The organism is Nocardia sp. CA-290969 (assembly GCF_050936135.1).
GTDB lineage: Bacteria > Actinomycetota > Actinomycetes > Mycobacteriales > Mycobacteriaceae > Nocardia.
This window is the reverse complement of sequence record NZ_JBNJNJ010000001.1, coordinates 3,546,971-3,567,173: the sequence shown is the minus strand read 5'-3', so window position 1 is coordinate 3,567,173 and position 20,203 is coordinate 3,546,971. Positions and strand designations below refer to the sequence as shown.

General features: G+C 63.1%; 20 protein-coding genes. 18 read left to right on the top strand and 2 right to left on the bottom strand.

The window, feature by feature from the left end; genetic code table 11:
* The first annotated feature begins 13 nt into the window (after positions 1-13).
* Positions 14-538, top strand: a complete 525-nt coding sequence (locus ACQEVO_RS16115) for a 3-hydroxyanthranilate 3,4-dioxygenase (protein ID WP_432913755.1) — start codon at positions 14-16, stop codon at positions 536-538.
* Positions 508-1,551, top strand: coding sequence for an amidohydrolase family protein (locus tag ACQEVO_RS16110; protein WP_432913753.1), 1,044 nt, complete (start codon positions 508-510; stop codon positions 1,549-1,551). Before ACQEVO_RS16115 ends, ACQEVO_RS16110 begins: the two co-directional genes overlap by 31 nt.
* Before the next feature lie 272 nt (positions 1,552-1,823).
* On the opposite strand, the gene sigJ is transcribed toward ACQEVO_RS16110, so the two are convergent.
* Positions 1,824-2,744: an RNA polymerase sigma factor SigJ gene (gene sigJ / locus ACQEVO_RS16105; protein ID WP_432913751.1), complete on the bottom strand. Its 921-nt coding sequence runs from the start codon at positions 2,742-2,744 to the stop codon at positions 1,824-1,826.
* A 52-nt stretch (positions 2,745-2,796) separates the two neighbouring features.
* Here sigJ and ACQEVO_RS16100 point away from each other — a divergent pair, with 52 nt between their 5' ends.
* The 3 genes from ACQEVO_RS16100 to ACQEVO_RS16090 all read left to right on the top strand — a co-directional run bounded on the left by ACQEVO_RS16100 (position 2,797) and on the right by ACQEVO_RS16090 (position 6,198).
* Positions 2,797-3,201 (top strand): antibiotic biosynthesis monooxygenase family protein, encoded by a 405-nt coding sequence (locus tag ACQEVO_RS16100; protein WP_432913749.1) that lies wholly within the window; start codon positions 2,797-2,799, stop codon positions 3,199-3,201.
* An 11-nt stretch (positions 3,202-3,212) separates the two neighbouring features.
* Positions 3,213-4,859 carry a cytochrome bc1 complex cytochrome b subunit gene (gene qcrB, locus ACQEVO_RS16095; RefSeq protein WP_432913748.1) on the top strand — a complete coding sequence of 549 codons (1,647 nt, stop codon included), beginning with the start codon at positions 3,213-3,215 and terminating at the stop codon, positions 4,857-4,859.
* A 970-nt stretch (positions 4,860-5,829) separates the two neighbouring features.
* Positions 5,830-6,198, top strand: a complete 369-nt coding sequence (locus ACQEVO_RS16090) for an integrase core domain-containing protein (protein WP_432913746.1) — start codon at positions 5,830-5,832, stop codon at positions 6,196-6,198.
* Between the two features lie 542 nt (positions 6,199-6,740).
* Here ACQEVO_RS16090 and ACQEVO_RS16085 read toward each other — a convergent pair.
* Positions 6,741-8,111 (bottom strand): MFS transporter, encoded by a 1,371-nt coding sequence (locus ACQEVO_RS16085; RefSeq protein ID WP_432913744.1) that lies wholly within the window; start codon positions 8,109-8,111, stop codon positions 6,741-6,743.
* A 218-nt stretch (positions 8,112-8,329) separates the two neighbouring features.
* Here ACQEVO_RS16085 and ACQEVO_RS16080 point away from each other — a divergent pair, with 218 nt between their 5' ends.
* The 13 genes from ACQEVO_RS16080 to ACQEVO_RS16020 all read left to right on the top strand — a co-directional run bounded on the left by ACQEVO_RS16080 (position 8,330) and on the right by ACQEVO_RS16020 (position 19,885).
* On the top strand, positions 8,330-8,938 hold the full coding sequence (locus ACQEVO_RS16080) for a helix-turn-helix domain-containing protein (RefSeq protein ID WP_432922717.1): 609 nt from the start codon (positions 8,330-8,332) through the stop codon (positions 8,936-8,938).
* A 297-nt stretch (positions 8,939-9,235) separates the two neighbouring features.
* Positions 9,236-10,054, top strand: a complete 819-nt coding sequence (locus ACQEVO_RS16075) for an IclR family transcriptional regulator (protein WP_432913742.1) — start codon at positions 9,236-9,238, stop codon at positions 10,052-10,054.
* Between the two features lie 402 nt (positions 10,055-10,456).
* Positions 10,457-11,296: an alpha/beta fold hydrolase gene (locus tag ACQEVO_RS16070; protein ID WP_432913740.1), complete on the top strand. Its 840-nt coding sequence runs from the start codon at positions 10,457-10,459 to the stop codon at positions 11,294-11,296.
* Between the two features lie 16 nt (positions 11,297-11,312).
* Positions 11,313-11,588 (top strand): hypothetical protein, encoded by a 276-nt coding sequence (locus ACQEVO_RS16065; protein WP_432913738.1) that lies wholly within the window; start codon positions 11,313-11,315, stop codon positions 11,586-11,588.
* A complete protein-coding gene (locus tag ACQEVO_RS16060) occupies positions 11,506-12,429 on the top strand; it encodes a hypothetical protein (RefSeq protein ID WP_432913736.1) in 924 nt (307 codons plus the stop codon). The genes ACQEVO_RS16065 and ACQEVO_RS16060 overlap by 83 nt, the downstream gene beginning before the upstream one ends.
* Positions 12,426-12,779, top strand: coding sequence for a non-heme iron oxygenase ferredoxin subunit (locus tag ACQEVO_RS16055; RefSeq protein ID WP_432913734.1), 354 nt, complete (start codon positions 12,426-12,428; stop codon positions 12,777-12,779). The genes ACQEVO_RS16060 and ACQEVO_RS16055 overlap by 4 nt, the downstream gene beginning before the upstream one ends.
* Positions 12,776-14,074 carry an aromatic ring-hydroxylating oxygenase subunit alpha gene (locus ACQEVO_RS16050; RefSeq protein ID WP_432913732.1) on the top strand — a complete coding sequence of 433 codons (1,299 nt, stop codon included), beginning with the start codon at positions 12,776-12,778 and terminating at the stop codon, positions 14,072-14,074. The genes ACQEVO_RS16055 and ACQEVO_RS16050 overlap by 4 nt, the downstream gene beginning before the upstream one ends.
* On the top strand, positions 14,071-14,607 hold the full coding sequence (locus tag ACQEVO_RS16045) for a 3-phenylpropionate/cinnamic acid dioxygenase subunit beta (RefSeq protein ID WP_432913730.1): 537 nt from the start codon (positions 14,071-14,073) through the stop codon (positions 14,605-14,607). Before ACQEVO_RS16050 ends, ACQEVO_RS16045 begins: the two co-directional genes overlap by 4 nt.
* Positions 14,608-14,620: 13 nt before the next feature.
* Positions 14,621-15,439 (top strand): SDR family NAD(P)-dependent oxidoreductase, encoded by an 819-nt coding sequence (locus ACQEVO_RS16040; protein WP_432913728.1) that lies wholly within the window; start codon positions 14,621-14,623, stop codon positions 15,437-15,439.
* Positions 15,436-16,599: an NAD(P)/FAD-dependent oxidoreductase gene (locus tag ACQEVO_RS16035; RefSeq protein ID WP_432913726.1), complete on the top strand. Its 1,164-nt coding sequence runs from the start codon at positions 15,436-15,438 to the stop codon at positions 16,597-16,599. Before ACQEVO_RS16040 ends, ACQEVO_RS16035 begins: the two co-directional genes overlap by 4 nt.
* Before the next feature lie 56 nt (positions 16,600-16,655).
* Positions 16,656-17,570, top strand: a complete 915-nt coding sequence (locus ACQEVO_RS16030; protein ID WP_432913725.1) for an NAD(P)H-dependent flavin oxidoreductase — start codon at positions 16,656-16,658, stop codon at positions 17,568-17,570.
* A gap of 133 nt (positions 17,571-17,703) precedes the next feature.
* The gene (locus ACQEVO_RS16025; protein WP_432913723.1) at positions 17,704-19,179 is read left to right on the top strand and encodes a class I adenylate-forming enzyme family protein; all 1,476 of its coding nucleotides are present in this window, start codon (positions 17,704-17,706) and stop codon (positions 19,177-19,179) included.
* An 88-nt stretch (positions 19,180-19,267) separates the two neighbouring features.
* Positions 19,268-19,885, top strand: coding sequence for a TetR/AcrR family transcriptional regulator (locus tag ACQEVO_RS16020; RefSeq protein ID WP_432913721.1), 618 nt, complete (start codon positions 19,268-19,270; stop codon positions 19,883-19,885).
* Positions 19,886-20,203: the final 318 nt, after the last annotated feature.

Genomic DNA, 20,203 nt, shown 5'->3' with positions numbered 1-20,203 from the left:
CGGAGATAGGTCAATGACCACTATCCTCCCGCCCGTCATCGACTTCCAAAGGTGGATCGACGAACACGCGCACCTTCTCAAACCCCCGGTGAACAACCGGTCCATGGCCCTGGGCAAGGACTTTATTGTGCAGATCGTCGGCGGCCCGAACCAGCGGACCGATTTTCACATGGATCCGTACGAGGAGTGGTTCTACCAGATCAAGGGCGATATGTACGTTACCCTGATGACCGACGACGGCCCCACCGACGTGCATATCCGCGAGGGCCAGGCGTGGCTGCTGCCGCGTGAAATCCCACACTCCCCGCAGCGGCCGACCGAGGGCTCTATCGGCCTGGTTGTCGAGCGGGTTCGCGAAGAGGGTACCTTCGAAAAGTTTTTGTGGTTCTGCGCCGAGTGCAATGCCCCGGTCCACGAAGTCGAGCTGCAGGTGCGCGACATCGTCGCCGACCTGCCTCCGGTGTTCGAGGAGTTCTACAACAACGTACGTGCCCGCGAGTGCTCCGAATGCGGTGCCCTGCATCGGGGCCGCGCGTGAGCGACGCGCCGGAGATCATCGACGTCCACACGCACTACGTCCCAAAAGGCTGGCCCGATATAGAGGCCCAGGCTGGGCCGGATGCACCCTGGCTGCGCATCGAGAGCGAATCCGAAGCGATGATGATGATGGGGCAGAAAGAGTTCAGACGCATTCGGTCGAACTGCTGGGATGCTGAGGAACGGCTGCGAGATATGGATGACGATGGTGTACGGCTCCAGGTCGTTTCCCCCACACCGGCTCTCTTCCATTACGGGCGGACTGGATCGGATGCCGCGAAGATCGCGCAGATCTTCAACGACCTGGCACTCGACATCGTGGCTCCGGCACCGGACCGACTCATCCCCTTTTGCCAGGTTCCTCTGCAGGATCCGGATCTTGCGTGCAAGGAGCTCGATAGGTGCTTGGACAACGGTCACCGCGGTGTGGAGATCGGTAACCATGTAGGCGACCGCGACCTCGACAGTGAGGGCGTGGTGGCATTTCTGCAGCACTGCGCGCACCGCGATGTGCCCGTATTCGTGCATCCATGGGACATGCCCAGCTCACCGCGCCTGGACCGGTGGATGGCGCAATGGCTCACAGCGATGCCCGCGGAGACGCATCTGTCGATCCTGGCCATGGTGCTCGGCGGAGTGTTCGACCGTGTCGACGAGCGGTTGCGGATTGCGTTCGCGCACGGTGGCGGGTCGTTCGCGTTCTGGTTGGGCCGCATGGATAATGCCTGGCACAACCGTAACGACGTGATCGGCACCTCGCAATTCCCGCCATCGCACTACACGGGCCGGTTCTATGTCGACTCGGTGGTATTCGACGACCGGGCACTGCGCCTGCTGGTCGACACACTCGGGGCAGCAAACGTTCTCGTGGGTAGCGACTACCCGTACCCGCTGGGTGAGCGGCCGGCCGGCAGTGTCGTGGCGACCAATCCGTGGCTCGACGAGCGGACTCGCGAGTTGATCACCAGCGGCAACGCCCGCCGGTTCCTCGGGCAACAGGGACCCGGCAGCTGATCATCGTCATACTCCTACCGGCTAGGTTCCGTGACGAGGAAGTGAGGGCGGCCCCTTGGGGTCGCCCTCACTTGTTTCGCAGCCATTGGCCGATGGCGGCGACTCGGCCGGGCGGATGTGGTATTCGATGTGGTGGATGCGGTGCTGTGCGCGGGCAGGCCGGTGTGATCACCGGCGGAGCTGTCGTTGATCGGTGAGCATCGCCGCCGACAGGCCGGCGTCTGGCACGACGGCAGCTGCCGCCACGCGCACCCGCGTCACATCATGCCGGTCTATTTCCATTGGCGGAGTTTCTCCGGATTGCGTACTACCCAGATTCGGTCGATGCGGTCGTTGTGGACAGTGAACGAGATGACGGCAAGGACGGCAGCGGTGGTGCCGGAGCGGGCGACGAGTCCGGGTTCGCCGTTGACCGAGGTGTGTTCGAGGACGAGGTCGGGTTGCCGGTCGAAGACTTCGAGCAGGAATTGTGCTACGGCGTGGGGGCCGGTGATCGGTTCGGGTGCTGCGGTGACGAGTCCGCCGCTGTCGGTGATTGCGGTGGCCTCGGGGTCGAGCATTCGGAGCAGGTCGCCGAAGTTGCCCGATTCCCATGCGGACTTGAAAGTGGTGACGAGTTCGGTTGGTGGGCGCCGGGCGGTTGCGTCGGTTCGGGCGGCGTGGATCCGGTGGCGGGCGGAGGAGGCGAGCTGCCGGCAGGCGCCGGTGGAACGGCCGACGATTTCGGCGATTTCGCCGAAGCGGTACTGGAAAACGTCGTGCAGGACGAACGAGACACGTTCGGCCGGGGTGAGTGTGTCCAGGACCAGCAGTAGGGCCATGGATACGGATTCGTCCATCGTGACCTGGTCGGCCGGGTCGGTGAGGTCGGCACTGGAGCGCTGGCTGGTCCAGCGGTCGGGGCCGGGAAGCGGTTCGGGTAGCCACTCGCCGACGTAGCGTTCGCGGCGGGCACGGGCCGAGCCGAGCATGTCCAGGCAGATGCGGCCGGCTGTTTTCAGCATCCAGCCGAGAGGGGAGTCGATGTCGTCGCGCTGGCGTGGGCTGAGCTTGTACCAACGGACATACGTTTCTTGGATCGCATCCTCGGCGTCGGTTACCGAGCCGAGTAGCCGGTAGGTGAGGTTCAGCAGTGCGCGGCGTTCGCCTGCGACATCGCGTAGTTCCGCCGGTACTTCTTCGTCACTGGGCATCGGTCCTCCACTCGAATGGATCTACGACAAGTAGACGACGCAGGGGCAGGGTATGTCAGGCGACACACCAGACGTTTTTCTTGGCTGTGTCGTCCTTGATGCGGGCACCGATTCGGGACACAGCCCGATCCCCGATGAACAGGAGATTCTGATGACCGCGACGTTTATCAACATCATCAGCGTGGATCCGGCGAAGCAGCAGGAGGTCGTCGACATTCTGAGTCAGGGGACCGACGACCTGATCCGGCATCGGCCGGGGTTCGTCTCGGTCACCTTGCTGGCCAGCGCGGACGGGTCGAAGGTGATCAATATTGCCGAGTGGGAGAGCCCGGACGCCGCAAAGGCGACCCTTGGTGATCCGGCGGCGCAGGAGTTCGCGAAGAAGGTCGCGGCGCTCGGCACGCCGGACCCAGGTGTGTACAAGAAGGTCGCGGACTTCACTGCGGATCAGGCGTAGGCGAGCGCTCGATGAGTGCCTCTGCGCCGGTGGCGTTCGCTTCCCGCGCGGCGCATGCCGCGCAGGAGGCGGACTCCCGCTTCCACGCAGCCGCTTTCGTGAAGCGGTCGATCAACAAGGTTTTTCCTACACACTGGTCGTTTCTGCTCGGCGAGATCACCTTGTACAGCTTCGTTATCCTGTTGCTGTCCGGGGTGTATCTCACGTTATATTTCGATCCGTCGATGACCGAGGTCGTCTACAACGGCACCTATACGCCGTTGCGCGGTGTCACCATGTCGCGGGCCTATGAGAGTTCGCTGGAAATCTCGTTCGATGTGCGGGGTGGGCTGTTCGTGCGGCAGGTGCACCACTGGGCCGCGCTGTTGTTCCTGGCGTCGATGATCTTGCATATGATGCGGATCTTCTTCACGGGTGCCTTCCGTAAACCCCGGGAAACGAACTGGACCATCGGTTCGATCCTGTTGATCCTGGCCATGTTCGAGGGGTACTTCGGATACAGCCTGCCCGACGATCTGCTGTCGGGTACCGGGTTGCGGTCTCCGCTCGGCGGGATCACGATGAGTGTCCCGGTAATCGGTACCTGGCTCCACTGGCTGCTGTTCGGCGCCGAATTCCCCGGCAATGTGATCATTCCCCGGCTCTATATCGCGCATGTGCTGCTGCTACCCGGTTTGATGATCGCATTGATCGGCGCACATGTGGCGATCGTGTGGTACCAGAAACACACTCAGTATCCCGGGCCCGCCCGTACCGAGAAAAACGTGGTCGGCGCTCGCATCGTGCCGGTGTTCGCCCTCGATCAGGGCGGGTTCTTCATGATCACGCTCGCGGTTGTCGCCCTCATGGGCGGCCTGTTCCAGATCAACCCGATCTGGAATATGGGGCCCTACAACCCGGCGCATGTGTCGGCGGGTTCGGCTCCGGATTTCTACATGATGTGGACCGACGGTCTGGCCAGGCTGTTGCCGGCATGGGAGATCTACCTCGGCCCCTATACGATCCCCGCAGCATTCTGGGTGGCCGTGGTCATGGGACTGATATTCACGCTGATCATCGTCTACCCAGCGATCGAGCGGCGGCTGACCGGTGATACCGCGCACCACAACCTGATCCAGCGGCCACGCGATGTGCCGGTGCGGACCGGTATCGGCGCGATGGCTCTGACCTTCTACATAGTGCTCACACTGTCGTGTCTCAACGATATCATCGCGTTCCAGTTCGACATCTCATTGAACGCGGCGGTGTGGGCGGGCCGGATCGGGCTGTTGGTGGCACCGCCGATCGCTTACTATCTCGCGTACCGATTCTGCCTGGGCCTGCAGCGCAGTGACCGTGCGGTGCTCGAACACGGTATAGAAACCGGGATCATCAGACGCCTGCCACACGGCCAATACCTCGAAGTCCATCAAGCGCTGGGACAGGTCGGCCCAGACGGTGTTCCGGAACCCCTGCCATATCAGGGAGCGCCGGTGCCGAAGCGGATGAACCAGCTGGGCACCGCGGGTCGGCCCGGGATCGGTTCGTTCTTGATCGCCGACCCGCCCGCCGAGGCAGCCGCCTTGGCACAGCAAGAGCGCGACGCTGAACACGTGCAACTGGCCGCATTGCGGGGTGTCCAGGATCGTGTCGGCGAATACGATGTGGGGAGCCGGTAGTGCGGCTGCGAATCCGCACGCGGCGCGCCGATAATGGGTATGGGCTGCTGGTGGCCGCGGCGACAGTCCGCACGCATCAGCAGGCCATGGTTGTCCGGCGTCTCCTGCGGAAGAGTGGTGTCCGTGCAACCTCCGGACCGTCACCGTCTCCCCGAGCCTGGGGCGGATGTGTCGATGTCCTCGTCTTTCCCGAGGACGCCTGGCATGCCTACGAAATACTGTGCCGACACACCCGCTGACGATCCGACCCTTCGGGGATGCGCTGGCGGGTCGCACCATAATTGTGGAGCGACCCGCCAGCGCGTGTTCGGGATGCGTGTCGGCGCGGGTCGTTGCTTTGCTTGCGGCGAACGTGTCACCGGGCATTCCATGGTTTGTTCAGCCCCGCGAAACTCCCCGGCGAGCATCCCCGGGCCGCCGCCTGCGGGACCGTCGTATAGCAGACCGTGATCCGGTCGCTGCGGTGCGCGTGAGGGCCTGATCGGCGGCTCCGGACAGGATCGGACTGCACCGCGCGCTGACCGCGTGCCGGTTGCGCAAGGTCAACCGGAGGCCCTTCTGCCCGATATTTATGACCGTGCAGGTCGCGATCACGCTTACCGAGTGTGAGAGTCGATGCGCGTTTCGTCGTAGCGATTGCGCTCTATCAACACAAGGTGCAGTCCGATGGTTTATGGCACTGGCCTTCAGAACTCCACGCTCAGGTCATTCGACGACGAAGGCATGCAGAGGTCGTGGTGCGCTCGAGGCATCCCACAGGGTATCCAGAAGAGCTCGGGATAGAGGAGACCAGTCGTTGCGCGTGTACACCGCCAGCTTCCGTATGAGTGGTTTTCATACGTGTTTGATCAAGTGATGGAGATCTCCGGGAACGGCGGAAATGGGTAGCATTGTCGGACCCAGTCCGCAGGCAGCGAATCGAGCCAGCGCTTCGAACTGTGCCGAGTGTACAACCGTCACCGAGTGTTTGGTGGCCGAGCTCGAGCGGGTGTTCGCTGCGGTTGGTGGGCCACCGAAAGTGTTGCGGATGGACAATGGTCCGGAACTGATTTCCGATGCCCTGCAGCAGTTCTGCACCAACCGAGTCGGGATCGTCTACATTCCGCCCGGAACGCCGTGGAACAACGGCTTCATCGAGTCGTTCAACCGGCGGCTACGCAACGAATGCCTCAACCGCAACCATTGGACCAGCCTGCTCGAAGCCCGCGTCGTGATCGGCGACTTCAAGACCGACCACAACCACCGGCACCGGCATTCGGCGCTGGGTTATCTGACCCCGGCCGAGTACACTGCCCGCTGCAGCCATACTCATCACCCCGTGGTCTGCAGCATCAACTGAATCTGGATCGAATCGACCCCGGACTCCAACACCGGGTGGTCGCATCATCGGGGACCGGTCACAACCGTCGCGACGATCGCCGGCGTCCAAGCGCGGGAAGGCAAAGTTTACCGGACCGCCATTCATTCCAGGCCACAGCGTTCGATTCACGTCCTGGGCTTTCACCGACCGCGCCCGCAAGTCCGGTCTGGTGCCGTCGATCGGGTCGATCGGCGACTGCTACGACAACGCCGTGCGGACCCGATCGACTACGAGGTGACACAACCGTTCACCCAACCCCGTGGCCTGAGGCCCGGTATCTCGACTCCACGAAACCGGGGGAACATCACGATGTCACTCATCCGTGCCCCAGCCCTTCCTATGTCGAGAGCGTCCGGAGCCCAGCGAGCCGCGCCGGGCCATAAGCTACGGCGCGCTCAGCCCCTGGTTGACCGCTCTCCGGTGCCGCAGGTGATTCGCCGGAGCTCGCGCTCCGGCGCTGATGGGCATCAATTCACCGGTCTCGTAGTAATTGCGGCATTCCGCCGAGTGGCCTTCGTCCTTCAGCTCATGGCGAGCGCACTATCCGAGCCTCGGTTGTTCGGCGTCGAACGGTGCTTCCGGTGCGCGAGTGTTTCTTTGGACAGGAAGACCGCCAGTGCCGAGACTCCGATGAGACCGATGAAATACCACGCGATGCTGTTCGTTCCGCCGTCGCCGAGATCGAACAGCCAGTCCGCGATCAACGGTGCGGTGCCGGCGCCGAGAACGGAGCCGAGTTGAAAGGTTACCGAGACACCGGTGTAGCGGTCGAGAGTCTCGAACTTCTCCGCCAGAAAGGCGCCGATCGGACCGTACATCGATGCCTGGATGATCGGGTTGCCAACAACGAATCCGAGTGCATACAACCAGTAACTTCCAGAATTGAACAAGGCGAACATCGGAAATACCAGCGCAACAGAGACGCCTGCTCCGGCCAGCATGACAGGGCGGCGCCCATAGCGGTCGGAAAGCCAGGCGAACAACGGAATAGCAAAGATGTGCAGGACGCTGGAGAATGTCAGCATGTACAGCGCCTCCTGGCGTGAAACGACACCTTGCGCAGCGACATAGGGCACCAGCCAAACCGCGAGTAAGGCCTGCATGAACAGTGGACCGGCCGTGGCGAGAATCCCGTACAGACTCGACAACGGATATCGCCGGAGTACACGCAGGATCGGTACGCCGGTACGTATTTCACCAGCGCGACGCGCTTCGGAGAAGTAGGGAGATTCGGTCACTCGGTAGCGCATGTACAAGCCGACGATCACCAGCACGGCCGACAGGAGGAACGGTATGCGCCAGCCCCAGCTGAAGAACGCGTCGTCCGGCAGGCCCGCGAAGAGCCCGAGGACGAGAGTAGCCAGTACTGAACCTGCGGGCCCCCCGGCCACGGCCACCGAGGCCGAGAAGCCCTGGCGGCCTTGGTCGGCGTGCTCGGCGGCCATCAACGTAGCACCGGCCCATTCTCCTCCCACTGCCAGGCCCTGCACGATTCGCAGCACTACCAGCAAGATGGGCGCGGCGATCCCGATCGTCTCGTAGGTCGGCATGAGACCGATACACACAGATACCAGGCCCATCACCATGAGCGTGATCACGAGCACGCTCTTGCGTCCGATCTTGTCACCGAAATGCCCGAACAAGACTCCGCCGACCGGGCGGGAGATATAGCCGGCGAGAAGAACCACGAAAGACAGGCTGGAACCCAGCGCGAGGCCGATCGTCTCCGGGAAGAAGAGCGCCGGAAAGACCAATCCCGCGGCGGCGCCGTACAGCACGAAGTCGTAGTATTCGACCGTCGAGCCGAGGAAACTGGAGATCAGCGCTCGTCGCCGGTCCTTTTGTGACAGGGAATTCACTGTTGGGCTCGACGATGCGAGAATTTCTTTCATAGCGGTCCTCCGGGCCTGGCGTGACATTGCTCCAGCTATGGGCTAGGTCACGACGGTAGGCGCGTACGGTGACGAACCGAAGGTTGCGTGCTGCCGAGCGGAACGCAGACCGCCGACCGGCGTACTGCCTGACCGGCAGCCCTCGACCCGAGTTCGCTCGAACGGGCAGGAGTAGCGTGGATGATGTCTGGGGCGAGGTGTTCGCCGAGAATGACATGATGCAGATCAAAAGTGACGATAGGGCGAGCGAGAACGAACTCGTCGCACGCAACGTCCGCCGCTACCGACAGGAACGGGCTATGTCGCTCGGCGCGTTGGCGAGAAGGTCGGGACTATCGAAGCAGACACTGTCGAAGATCGAGCAGGGCGTCGGCAATCCGACGGTCGATACGCTTGCGTTGCTCGGGAGAGCCCTGGATGTCTCGGTTCGCCAGTTGCTGACCGAATGGGGCACACCGGTCTATGTGCAGCGCGCGGCCGAGACCTCCTGGCGTCAATTCGACGATCGCGCGGAGCGATTGCTGGACGAGGTCTACGGCTCGGGCTACTTGCGGACGCTGATCCTGCGATTGGAGCGGACTAGAACCCCGCCGCGGGTCGTCGCTGCGCACACCGCAGGCACACTGCACCACCTGTACGTAATCACAGGGAAATTGCGGGCTGGTCCGGTGAACGATTCCTTGGACCTGGCGGCGGGTGATTTCGTCCGGTTCCCGGGCGATATCCCGCATAAGTATGTCTGTTTGAGCGATCGGGTGGTTGCCTACATGGTGACTACGGTTCCGCAGGTCCGGCAGTTCAGTACAACGGTCGTCGATGCCGGTTGAGCAGGAACAACCGACCACCGGGCCGCCGAGGGGATCGGCATCGAGTTTGTGTGATGGCCAGTCCGCGTCGGTTTCCCGGCTTCGGGCATCGGGCACCCTCGATTTCTGCCTCGCTACATGGACCTCGGAAGCGGTCGGCGGCGCGCACGGATTTGCTCGACATCGAGGCCATGTCACTTTTAAGTGACATCTTGCCACCCTTGACGACCACCGCGGGCAGCGGCATCATTATTTCGCCCAGGTGCCGAGCTGTTGGACTACAGGTGACAGCGCAGGTTCGGGCAGGAGGGAGCCGTCATGACAAGGTCCATCCCCGAACCGCTTCGCGATGATCGCGCGGCAGTCGACAAAGCGATCAGCCTGCTCGCGGCATTCGGTCACGAGTCGAGCACCGGTATCGGAGTCAGCGAACTGGCACGCCGGGCCCAACTCAGCAAGTCGACAGCCCATCGGGTACTGGGCGTGCTGCAACGCAACGACATAGTCGAACGGTTCGGGACCAACTATCGCCTCGGCAGTCGACTACATCGGTTGGTGCAGCCGGTGTGCACGCCGGAAAACGAGCGTATACGCGACCTGATGCTCCCATTTCTGACCGAGCTGTACGAAGTTACTCATCAAACAGTGCACCTGGCGGTGTTACACGGAACCGATGTCGTATATCTCGCCAAGCTCTATGGCCACCGCTGCGTCCCTACGCCATCCCGAATCGGTGGCAGGCTGCCCGCGCACGCGACTGCCGTCGGCAAGGCCCTGCTGGCCTACCGCCCTGTCGCGGCCGGCTGGGCGCTGAGCGTGCCACTTCCATCCCTCACGCCCAGAACAATCACAGATGTCGCACAGCTGGAGTCGGAACTCGGCACCATCCAGCGCCGAGGTGTGTCGTTCGACGCTCAAGAAGGGCAGCTCGGGCTCGCCTGTTTGGCAGTGCCGGTGTTCGATGGGCGGGGGCGGGCGATTGCCGCATTGTCCATCTCCGGCAAGGCCGGTCACCTCGATGTGGGCGGTCTCGAGGCCCCGCTGCGCCGAATCTGCGCAGCAGCATCTCGAGTATCGACACTGGCAAATCTGGACAACATAACCCGCATCTCGCCGCGCGAAACAATCGTCATGTGACGATCTGCCTCCTACCTTTGGGGGGGGACCGCTTCGCTCTCGCCATGCCGAATGCGCTTCTTTCCCAATGGGCGGCCTGGCGCGTAGCAGCGCACTGCCGCCGGCGCGGTGTCGATCCCGGCCGCAGTCGGCCGCCGGACTCGGCGATGCCATGACCCGAGGGGATACCGCCCCGGCTGATCGGTTTACGTGACGGTCGGCGCACCTCGACCCCACCGATCCGCCACAGTCCAGCCGTCCCGCCGGGGGACCGGACATGGGAGCCGGGCATCGACCTGCCTTCGCGCCGGGACGCCCACTTATCGCAGAGTCGACATCGACCGCACCTCTTGACTGCCCTGCGCAACGGACCTATCGTTCAATCAATCAATCAATCAATCGACTCGGAAAGGTGTTGGGTAGATGCCGCAGAGCGTTGCCGACCATCTCGCACCACGAACTCGTGTTGTCGAGGCCGGTGGGATCCTGACCAACGTCCTCACGGCCGGATCGGGCCGCCCGATCGTGCTACTGCACGGGTCCGGACCGGGCGTCTCCGCTGCAGCGAACTGGTCCGAGGTGATCCCTGCACTCGCCGAAGACTTCCAGGTGATCGCACCCGATATTGCGGGCTTCGGGGCCTCGCTGGGGCCCGTGGGCACCACTTATGGAATCAAGCTCTGGGTGCGGCAACTCGTGGAGTTGCTCGACGCACTCGAAGTACCCTCGGCCACCCTGCTGGGCAACAGTTTCGGTGGCGGGCTGTCTCTCGCCGCTACCCTGAAGCACCCCGAGCGAGTCGATGGGCTGATCTTGCTCGGCACTCCGGTCGGAACCTTCGAGATGACCGAGGGTCTGCGGTCCGGATGGCACTACGAACCGGACGAAAGCGAAATGCGCCGGATCCTGCAGATATTTGCGCACGATCCTGCCCTGGTCACCGAGGATATGGTCCGTACGAGGTACGAGGCCAGTGCTCGCCCCGGAGCGCAGAATGCCTACCGTCGCCTCATTCCCGAACCCGGTCCCGAGGGTACACCGGTCAAAGGCGTGCCGGAGGAATCACTACAGACCATCACCCAGCCAACACTCATCTTGCACGGGCGGGAGGATCCGGTTATTCCGGTCGAGCTGGCCTGGCGCGCCGCGCATCATATCCCGAATGCCGACCTCAAGGTGTTCTCGAAGTGTGGCCACTGGGTGCAATTGGAACGCAGCAGCGAATTCCTCTGCGAAGTACGCGAATTCCTGGGCAGGTTGTGAGATGAGCCGATCAGGAGTGGATAAGGCACTGTACGACCTCGTCACCGGCAAGCAGGCACGCAACAGCTTTATCTCCGACGCCTCCGAGTTTCTCGACAGGTACCGGCTCGATCCGGACGAGCGCTCCGCGGTGGACAGCATCGACCTGCCGGCACTGCGGCAGCACGGCGCCAACCCCATGTTGCTGTGGGGACTCTGGATGACCTTCGGTGATCGCAGCCTGTCCGGCTATCTGTCCGCACTCGAAGGCAACAAATCCCTCTCGATTCCGAAGGACCACAAGAATGGCTGAGTTGGTAGGCGGCTTCCTCGTGCCACACGACCCGATGGTCATCACCGATCCGACGGCAGTGGCCGATGCTGTCCGCGAACGAATCTCCGAGGCATACGCCGAGGTCGCACGGCGGGTCGCGGATCTCGGCGCCACCACATTGATCATTATCGGCACCGACCACTACCTGCTCTTCGGACCCGGCTGCTTGCCTCAGGCGCTGATCGGCAGTGGAGATATCGAGGGGCCGATAGAACGTCTTCCGGGTATGCGCAAGCGGCAGTTACCGGACAACAAGGCATTTGCGCGTCATCTGGTACGTCACGGACATCGCACCGGTATCGACTGGGCGGTGGCCGATTCACTGACAGTCGATCATTCGATCGCGATTCCGTACTTCCGGATCGGCGCCGAAACGAATATTCCGGTGATTCCGATCTATCTGGCCTGCGGCGTCGAGCCGCTGGTGCCGCTGCCGCGGACCGCGCAGATCGGACAGAACCTCAAGGCCGCCGTCGAGAGTTGGCACGAAGATGAGCGGGTGGTCGTCATCGGAAGCGGTGGCATCAGCCACTGGGTCGGCACCGCCGAAATGGGTCGGGTAAATGTGCAATTCGACCGTATGATCCTCGATCTCGTCGCAGCCGGAAAAGTAGCGGAGCTGGTCTCGTTCAGCGATGAATACATTCTCGAGCACGGCGGCAACGGCGGCCTCGAAATCCGAAACTTCGTCGCCGCTATGTCCGCGCTGGGACCATGCACCGGGGAAATCATCGCATACGAGGCGGTACCGGAATGGATCACCGGCCTCGGCTTCGCCGAACTCATCCCGTATCGGGACGTCGGACGGATCGCCTCGTGACGACCGGCGCAACCGTCTCGTGCGCGCTCGGTCCGGTCGACGTACTCGACGGCCAGGATATGGTGCGGATGACCCCGGAAGGGTGGCCACCACTCTTGATCTACCGGGTCGACGGAGAAATCTACGCGACCGCCGATACCTGCACCCATGCCACCGCATCGCTGTCGGAAGGCGAACTGGAAGGTCATTCGATCGTTTGTCCGGTGCACTGGGCGGAATTCGATATCCGAACAGGACAGCCATTGTGCTTTCCGGCAACCAAAGCCTTGGACACCTATCCGGTTTCGGTCGAGGGCGGTCAGATCTACGTTCACCGGAGAAGAAACAGCAACGGAAGTGACGAACTATGATTAAATCGGTCTCGGCAGCCGTCGATGAGGGATGGTTGCCGCGCGAGATTTTCTGGTCGGAGGAGATCTATCAGCTCGAGCTCGAGAAGATCTTCGCCCGTGCGTGGCAGTTCGTCGCGCACGAGAGTCAACTCCCGCAGTCCGGCTCGTTTCTCACCACCAGGATCGGTGAGGACGAGGTGATCGTGGTTCGTGATCGCGACGGCCGGGTGGGAGCTTTCCTGAACAGTTGCCCGCACCGCGGAAATCGTGTCTGTTCGGCGGAGGTGGGGGTCGCGCGCGGATTCGTCTGCAATTATCACGGCTGGTCGTTCGGGCTCGATGGGTCACTACGTGGTATGCACGAGTCGGATTCCTATGACCGTGAACCACGGTTCGATCGATCCAGGATGGGCCTGACACCGGTGGCCCGGATCGATAGCTACAAAGGTCTGATCTTTGCCACCTTCGACCCGACCGCACCCATACTCGCCGAATTTCTGGGCGATTTCACATTCTACTTGGACGTCATACTCGACAACGACGCCGGCGGGACCGAATTCATCGGCGGCTGTATCTCATCGGTCCTCGGCTGCAATTGGAAGTTTGCCGCCGAGAATTTTGCCGGTGACGCGCTGCATGCGGGGTGGACACATGCGTCGGGAGCCGAGGCGATGCTCGGCGGGCCGGTGGCTGCACTCGGCGACGAGGCCAACGAGAGCTACCACGTCAATGTGAACGGCCATTGCTGGGAATTCAATCTCGACGGTGTAGGCAATGCGGCCACGCTCGGTGACAAACGCATCATGAGCTATCTTCGTGACCATCGGTGCGATTTCGAAGCCCGTCTCGGAGCGACGCGGGCGAAGATGGTGGGGTCGGTCAGCTCGGCGAACGTCTTTCCCAACTTCTCGTTCCTGCCCGGTCAGAACACTTTCCGTACCTGGCAGCCGCTCGGCCCGCACAAGACCGAACTGCGGACGTGGGTCCTGGTGAATCGCAATGCTCCGCCAGAGGTCAAGGAGGCATGGAAGAAGGGTGCGATGCTGACCTTTTCTCCCACCGGGGTATTCGAAATGGACGACGGCGAAAATTGGGAAGGTTCGACACACAGCAATCGGGGGTTTATGACCCGTCGGCAGCCGCTGCACTACGGACTCGGCCTGGAAAGCCGACTGGATCACCCCGAACTCCCCGGGAATGTGTACCGGGGACAGATCAATGACGCCAATCAACGAGCATTCTACCGGCAGTGGTCGAAGATGATGAACTCGACCGACTGGACGGATCTTCTGGAGAAAAGGGATACACGATGACACCGGCCGGCCCGAAACGGGTCGAACATGTCGATACCGACCTCTACCTCGAGGTCATCGCGTTCGCGGCACGGGAAGCGCGACTCCTGGACGAAGAACGGTATCCCGAATGGTTGGCACTGTTCACCGAAGACGCAACCTACTGGGTGCCGGGCATCGAGAACCGCGGCCGCCACGACCGATCCGGAACCCACGCACCGGAGCGGATGGCGTACTTCGACGACACCGTCGCCGATCTCCGACACCGAGTCAACCGATTCACTGCACCGACGGCGTGGGCCGAGGACCCGGCGACCCGGCATTTGCATGTTGTTTCCAATATCGAGGTCGAATTAGGCGACGTACCGGACGAACTGACTGTGCGCTCCGTTTTCGTAAATTACCGCGGCCAGGGCGGCGCCGACTCGGCGACCCTCTACGGCCGACGGATCGATCGGTTGCGACGCATCGACGGTCAGCTACGCATCGCGGCGCGAAAGGTCATGCTCAATCACGCGACCTTGCCCGCCAAGAACATCAACACCTTCTTCTGACAGGACACCTCGAATGGGACGACTGGAAGGTCAGGTCGCGCTGGTCACCGGGGGCGGTAGCGGCATAGGACGCGCCGTGGTCGACCGGTACGTGCACGAGGGCGCGAGCGTTGTCGTAGTGGAACGTGAGAAGCGGCTCGCGACAATGGTCGCGGACGCACATCCCGGTCGGGTTGCCATCGTAATCGGCGATGTCCGCGATCCCGCGACCCACCTCGCAGCCACCGAATGCGCGCTCGACGTGTTCGGGCAACTGGACACCTATGTCGGAAATGTCGGTGTGTACGACTTCGGCGCGAAAATCCACGACCTGGAGATCATGGAGCTACCCGGCAATTTCCACGAAATCTTCGCCACCAACGTACTCGGTTATCTGCTCGGAGTGCGCGCAGCGATTTCGGCCCTGCGCAGCAGCCGGGGCTCCATCATTCTCACCAGTTCGTCGAGCGGTTCCTATGCGGGTGGTGGTGGCGCACTCTACGTGGCATCCAAGCACGCCGTGGTGGGGCTCATCCGGCAGTTGGCCTATGAACTCGCACCGGACGTGCGGGTGAACGGCATTGCACCTGGGGCGACCCGCACCCGCCTGACAGGGATCGGAGACCTCGGTGGCGGTCGGCGCCTGTCCGAGGAGACGCGCCTGCTCGACAGCATCGTGAGGTCGATTCCACTGGGATTCGTGAGTGAGCCGGTACAACAGGCCGGCCTCTATGTTTCGCTGGCCTGTCCCGAGGACACCGGCTTCGTCACCGGCGCGGTGTTCCCGAACGATGGCGGGTTGGAAGTTCGCGGGCGCCGGACCGCTTCCGGTCCGGACAGAGAGGAACAATGATGACAACGCCCCCGGAGAGAGTGGTCATCGTGGGCGGCGGCCTGGCGGGTCACACTGCTGCCGTGACGTTGCGTAGGTGCGGGTTCCAGGGGCAGATCAGCCTGATCACCCGGGAATCCACCGAGCCCTACGATCGACCGCCGCTGTCCAAGGAGCTGCTGGCAGGGGCGGTAACTCGTCCGACGTTGAGCCCGGGCCTCGGCGATCTGGAGGTCGAGCTGCAGACCGATACCGTCGCGGTCGGCATTCGGCACGGCGAAATCCTCACCACGGCCGGGAGACTTCCCTTCGGGGCCGCCATACTGGCACCCGGTCTGCGGGCACGGCGATTGCCCGGCGAACTCGGTGCACCAGAGGCTCGGGTGCTACGCACCTTCGACGACGCCGTCCAGCTGCGCACCGAACTGACTGCTGATCGGGCCATCCTGATCGTCGGCGCGGGCCTGATCGGGGCCGAGGTCGCGACGGCGGCCGCCGCGGCCGGTTGCCGAGTGACCGTCGTCAGCCCGGAGTTCGGACCCGCCCTGCCCGGACTCCCCGATACGGTCCTCGACGAGATCCGCGGCTGGTACGACGAGTGCGGGATCCAGCTCACCGTCGGGGTGAGCGCTCTCGAAACCAATTCCACCGGTGTGCTTCTGAGCGATTCTCGTGTGCAGGCCGCCGACCTGGTGATCGTCGCGGTCGGTGGGTCGCCCGCGACATCGTGGCTGGACGGCTCGCCGGTCACCCTTGATCGGGCAGCGTTCATTACCGCAGACGAATACCTGCGCACCAGCCTTCCCGGCGTCTACGCGGCAGGCGACGCGGTCGCCTGGCGCTCATCCCGATACGAAACCGATATGCATCTCGAACACTGGCATCATGCGGCCGAGTCCGCACAGGTCGCGGCACGGAACATCCTCGGCGCCGCCGAATCCTACGATCCACTGCCCTACTTCTGGTCCCATCAACTGGGACACAGCCTGCACTATATCGGCCGTCACAGCCGCACCGATACGGCCGAGATCCGCGCGGATTTCCGCTCCGGGCGAGCAGTGACCTGGACCCGCGGCGGGCACCCGACGGCCGTGTTGGCGCTCGACGCTCCGCATCTCGTCCGCCGGGCTCGCAAGACGCTCGAGTCGGCAACTCGACCGGAAGCCGGTGTGGTGCGTTGATATCGAAAAGTCGACAGACCTTCGCGGAGCTCGTCGGGTCGCTGCGGATCCCCGTCATGGCGGCCCCGATGTTCCTCGTCTCGGGCACCGAACTGGTCACCGCCGCCGCGCGTTCCGGAATCATCGGTACCTTTCCCGCCGCCAACGCACGCACGATCGACGATCTGCGTGTCCTGATCGATGGCATCACCGCCGGCTCCGGCGGGGGCACGTGGGGAGTGAACCTTATCGTGCACCGCACCTACGATCGGCTCGACGCCGAACTGGAGCTCCTGCACGATGCCGCACCAGCCCTCGTGATCACCGCGCTCGGCAATCCCCAGCGCGCACTCGCGGCCGCGCATGGCTGGGGTGGCCTGGTCCTCGCGCAGGTCAACACACCCGAACAGGCCCGGCGGGCCATCGCCGCCGGCGCGGACGGTGTCGCGGTGGTCTGCTCGGGGGCTGGAGGGCATACCGGTATGTACAGTCCCTTCTCGCTGATCACCGCGATCCGGGATTTCTGGGACGGACCGCTGATCGCCGGTGGCGCGGTGTGTTCGGGTGCGGGCATTCTCGCCATGCAGGTCCTGGGCGCCGATATCGTCACCGTCGGTACGCGACTGCTCGCGACCTCGGAAAGCGCCGCGGCCGAGGGCCACCGCCGGATGGTGATCGACGCGACAATCGCGGATATCACCACCTCGGACAAAGTGACCGGTGTTGCTGCGAACTGGCTCACCGAGAGCCTGCATCGGCACACGTCGGCTTCCGGCGGACCGACCGGCATCGACTTCTCAGGCGCTATCTCGGAATCCAAGGCATGGCGGGATGTGTGGTCGGCCGGTGAGGGTGTCGGCGCGGTCCGTGGCCCGGAATCGGTAGCGGAGGTCGTGTCCGTACTGTGCGCCGAGTACGAGGCGGCGTCGGCGCGTATCCGGCCGGACTCGGTGCCCCGGTTCACGGGCTCCACCGCGCACCTTTCCACCTGATCATCATGCAGGGAACTGGACAAGATATGTATCCGCTTTACTGGAGGTTGTTGTGGGCGCAGTGACTACCGAGGAAATGGCCGGCCCGAGACGAGAATCGTCCGGGAGCATGGTCGAATGCCTGCGTCGGGCGATGATCGAGACACCCGACCGGGCCGCGATCGTATCCGGTGACCGAACGCTGTCATACGCGGAGCTGGGCCGATCGGCGGCGGGTCTCGCGCGCCGTCTGGCCGGGTTGATCGCTGATGGACGCCCGGTCGCGGTAGTTATGCCGAACGGCCCCGAGCTATCAGTCGCGATTTTCGCCGCCTGGCTGACCGGTGCGCAGGTGGCCCTGATGAACCCGGCCTTTACCGACCGCGAGATGCGGCTTCTACTCGAACGGTCCGAGGCCAATCTCGTGCTGGCTGTGGCCGGTGCCGCAGATACAGCCGCCGCCGCGGCGGAGTCACTCGGTCTCGAGCTCCTCGTGCTCGGCGAAAACGATCTGGTCCTCGAATCGTGGTGGCGCGACGAAACACTCACTATCGACGTGGGTCAGCTGCCGCCGCCTCACCGGCTCGCGACAATGATGTTCACCGGTGGTACCACCGGTGTTCCGAAAGGAGTCGATCACACCCACTACACATTGATGCTCACCGTTCGTGGCATGGAGGAGTGCTGGCCGACCAGGTTCGGCGCCGAAGTGTGGCTGAACGTGGCGCCATCGTTTCACATCTGGGGGCTGCTGATGGGCATTCTCAACCCTGTCTACCGCAACGCGACCGTGGTGACCTATCGAAGGTTCGATCCCGGTTCGGTCGCCGCGGCGATTCGAGATCACGGTGTCACCGTCTTCGGCGGCGGGCCCGCCGAGATCTACGCCGGTCTGCTGTCGACCGATCTCGTCAATCGCGTGAATCTGTCGACCCTCCGTATCTGTCCCGGCGGTGGGTCGAGATTCTCAGGTGCATTGCACGATCGCTGGTTGCGTCGAACCGGCGTGGAGATTCGCGAGGCCTTCGGGATGACCGAGCTGGCACCGATCGCCTGTAATCGTTCGGACATGCCATCGCGGTTGGGCTCGGTCGGTGTGCCCGCCCGCTCGGTCGAGGTGCGGATTGTCGATCTGGAGGATCCGAACCGATTCGCAGCCGCGGGCGAATCCGGCGAGATACAGGTCCGAGCGCCGCATATGACCGTCGGGTACCACGACCCGGCGCAGGGCGACGGAGCATTCGTCGATGGCTGGCTCAATACCGGGGATATCGGATATCTCGATGAGGACGGCTACCTTTTCATTGTCGACCGCAAGAAGGACATGATCATCGTCGGCGGATTCAATGTTTATCCGCGCGAAATCGACGAGACACTGTGCCGGTATCCGGGGATCACGGAGGCTGCCACGGTGGGCGTACCCGACCACCGGCGCGGAGAACGTCCCGTCTCGTTTGTGGTCGCCGACCACGGTGTCGTTCTGGACGAGACGGCGTTGGCCGACTATTGCGCAGCTGACCTGGCGCATTACAAACAACCGCGGGAAATCCGAGTGGTAGATCAGTTGCCGAGGACGCCCGCGAGCAAGATCGACCGAATGGCGTTGCGTCGAATCGTGGCCGATACGTGACAGGGCAGCTACGGCCGCTCCGCTGGTCCGGTGGACTCGCGAGATCATCCGCAGGTTAAGCTGATGACTTCGAATTCGGAGGCGCTTCGTGGGAGGCCTTGACGTGATTGCGCCACTGCCGGCCGAAAGGGAGTCGGCCTGGGAAGACAAGCGGCGACGTATCCTCGACGGTGCTGCGGCCGTCTTCTCCTCCCGCGGGTACAACAAGGGAACAACGAAGGAGATCGCGGCTCAGCTCGATCTCAGTCAGCCGTCCATCTATCACTATGTCGGATCGAAGGCAGACCTGCTGCGCGAAATTGCGCAGCAGGTGGATCGAGATATGACGACCGCGTTGCACGAAGGCTTGGCGGAGGGCGACGATCCGATCACCCAACTGCGCGCGATCATCACACGGTTCACATACGCGGTGGTCGCGAACCATCTCACCTTCGCCGTATATCGCAGCGAGCAGCGCTGGTTGGAGCCGGCAGTGGCCGAGGAGGTGCACCTCCACGAGCGTGAATTCGTCGCTACCGTTCGTAGCGTCGTCGAGAAGGTCCAGGCGTTGGGGCAGCTCCCGGAAGCACCGTCGTCGGTCTTGACCTTCGCCATTCTGAATATGGTCAGCGAAAGCCATCGCTGGTACCACGAGGAAGGCTCATTGGATCCCGCATCGGTCGCAGACGCCTACTGCAAACTCATCGGGCTGCCACCGCGGGGATGACGGCGCCGCAGGTATCGGAGGCGGTCTTCACGGTAGCGGCGACAGAACGCGGGTGGCGGGGTATGTATTCGCTTCGATGCCGCCGGGCAGCGTCACCCACTCAGCAAACCGGACCGATATGCCCGGTATTCGGTTTGTGCATCGAACATGACGAAGTGCGGACCAATCTGGCCCGTGGACCCGTTTCGCGGTGAGCTGCTGCTGGCCAGCGTGAGTGTTGCCTACGACCACCAGGTCATCGGTCCTCATTCGCGGTGGCCTCCTTCCGCGATAGTCGGCGATAGTCGGCACGTTGTCATCCTGCGGTCCGGTGTTCAG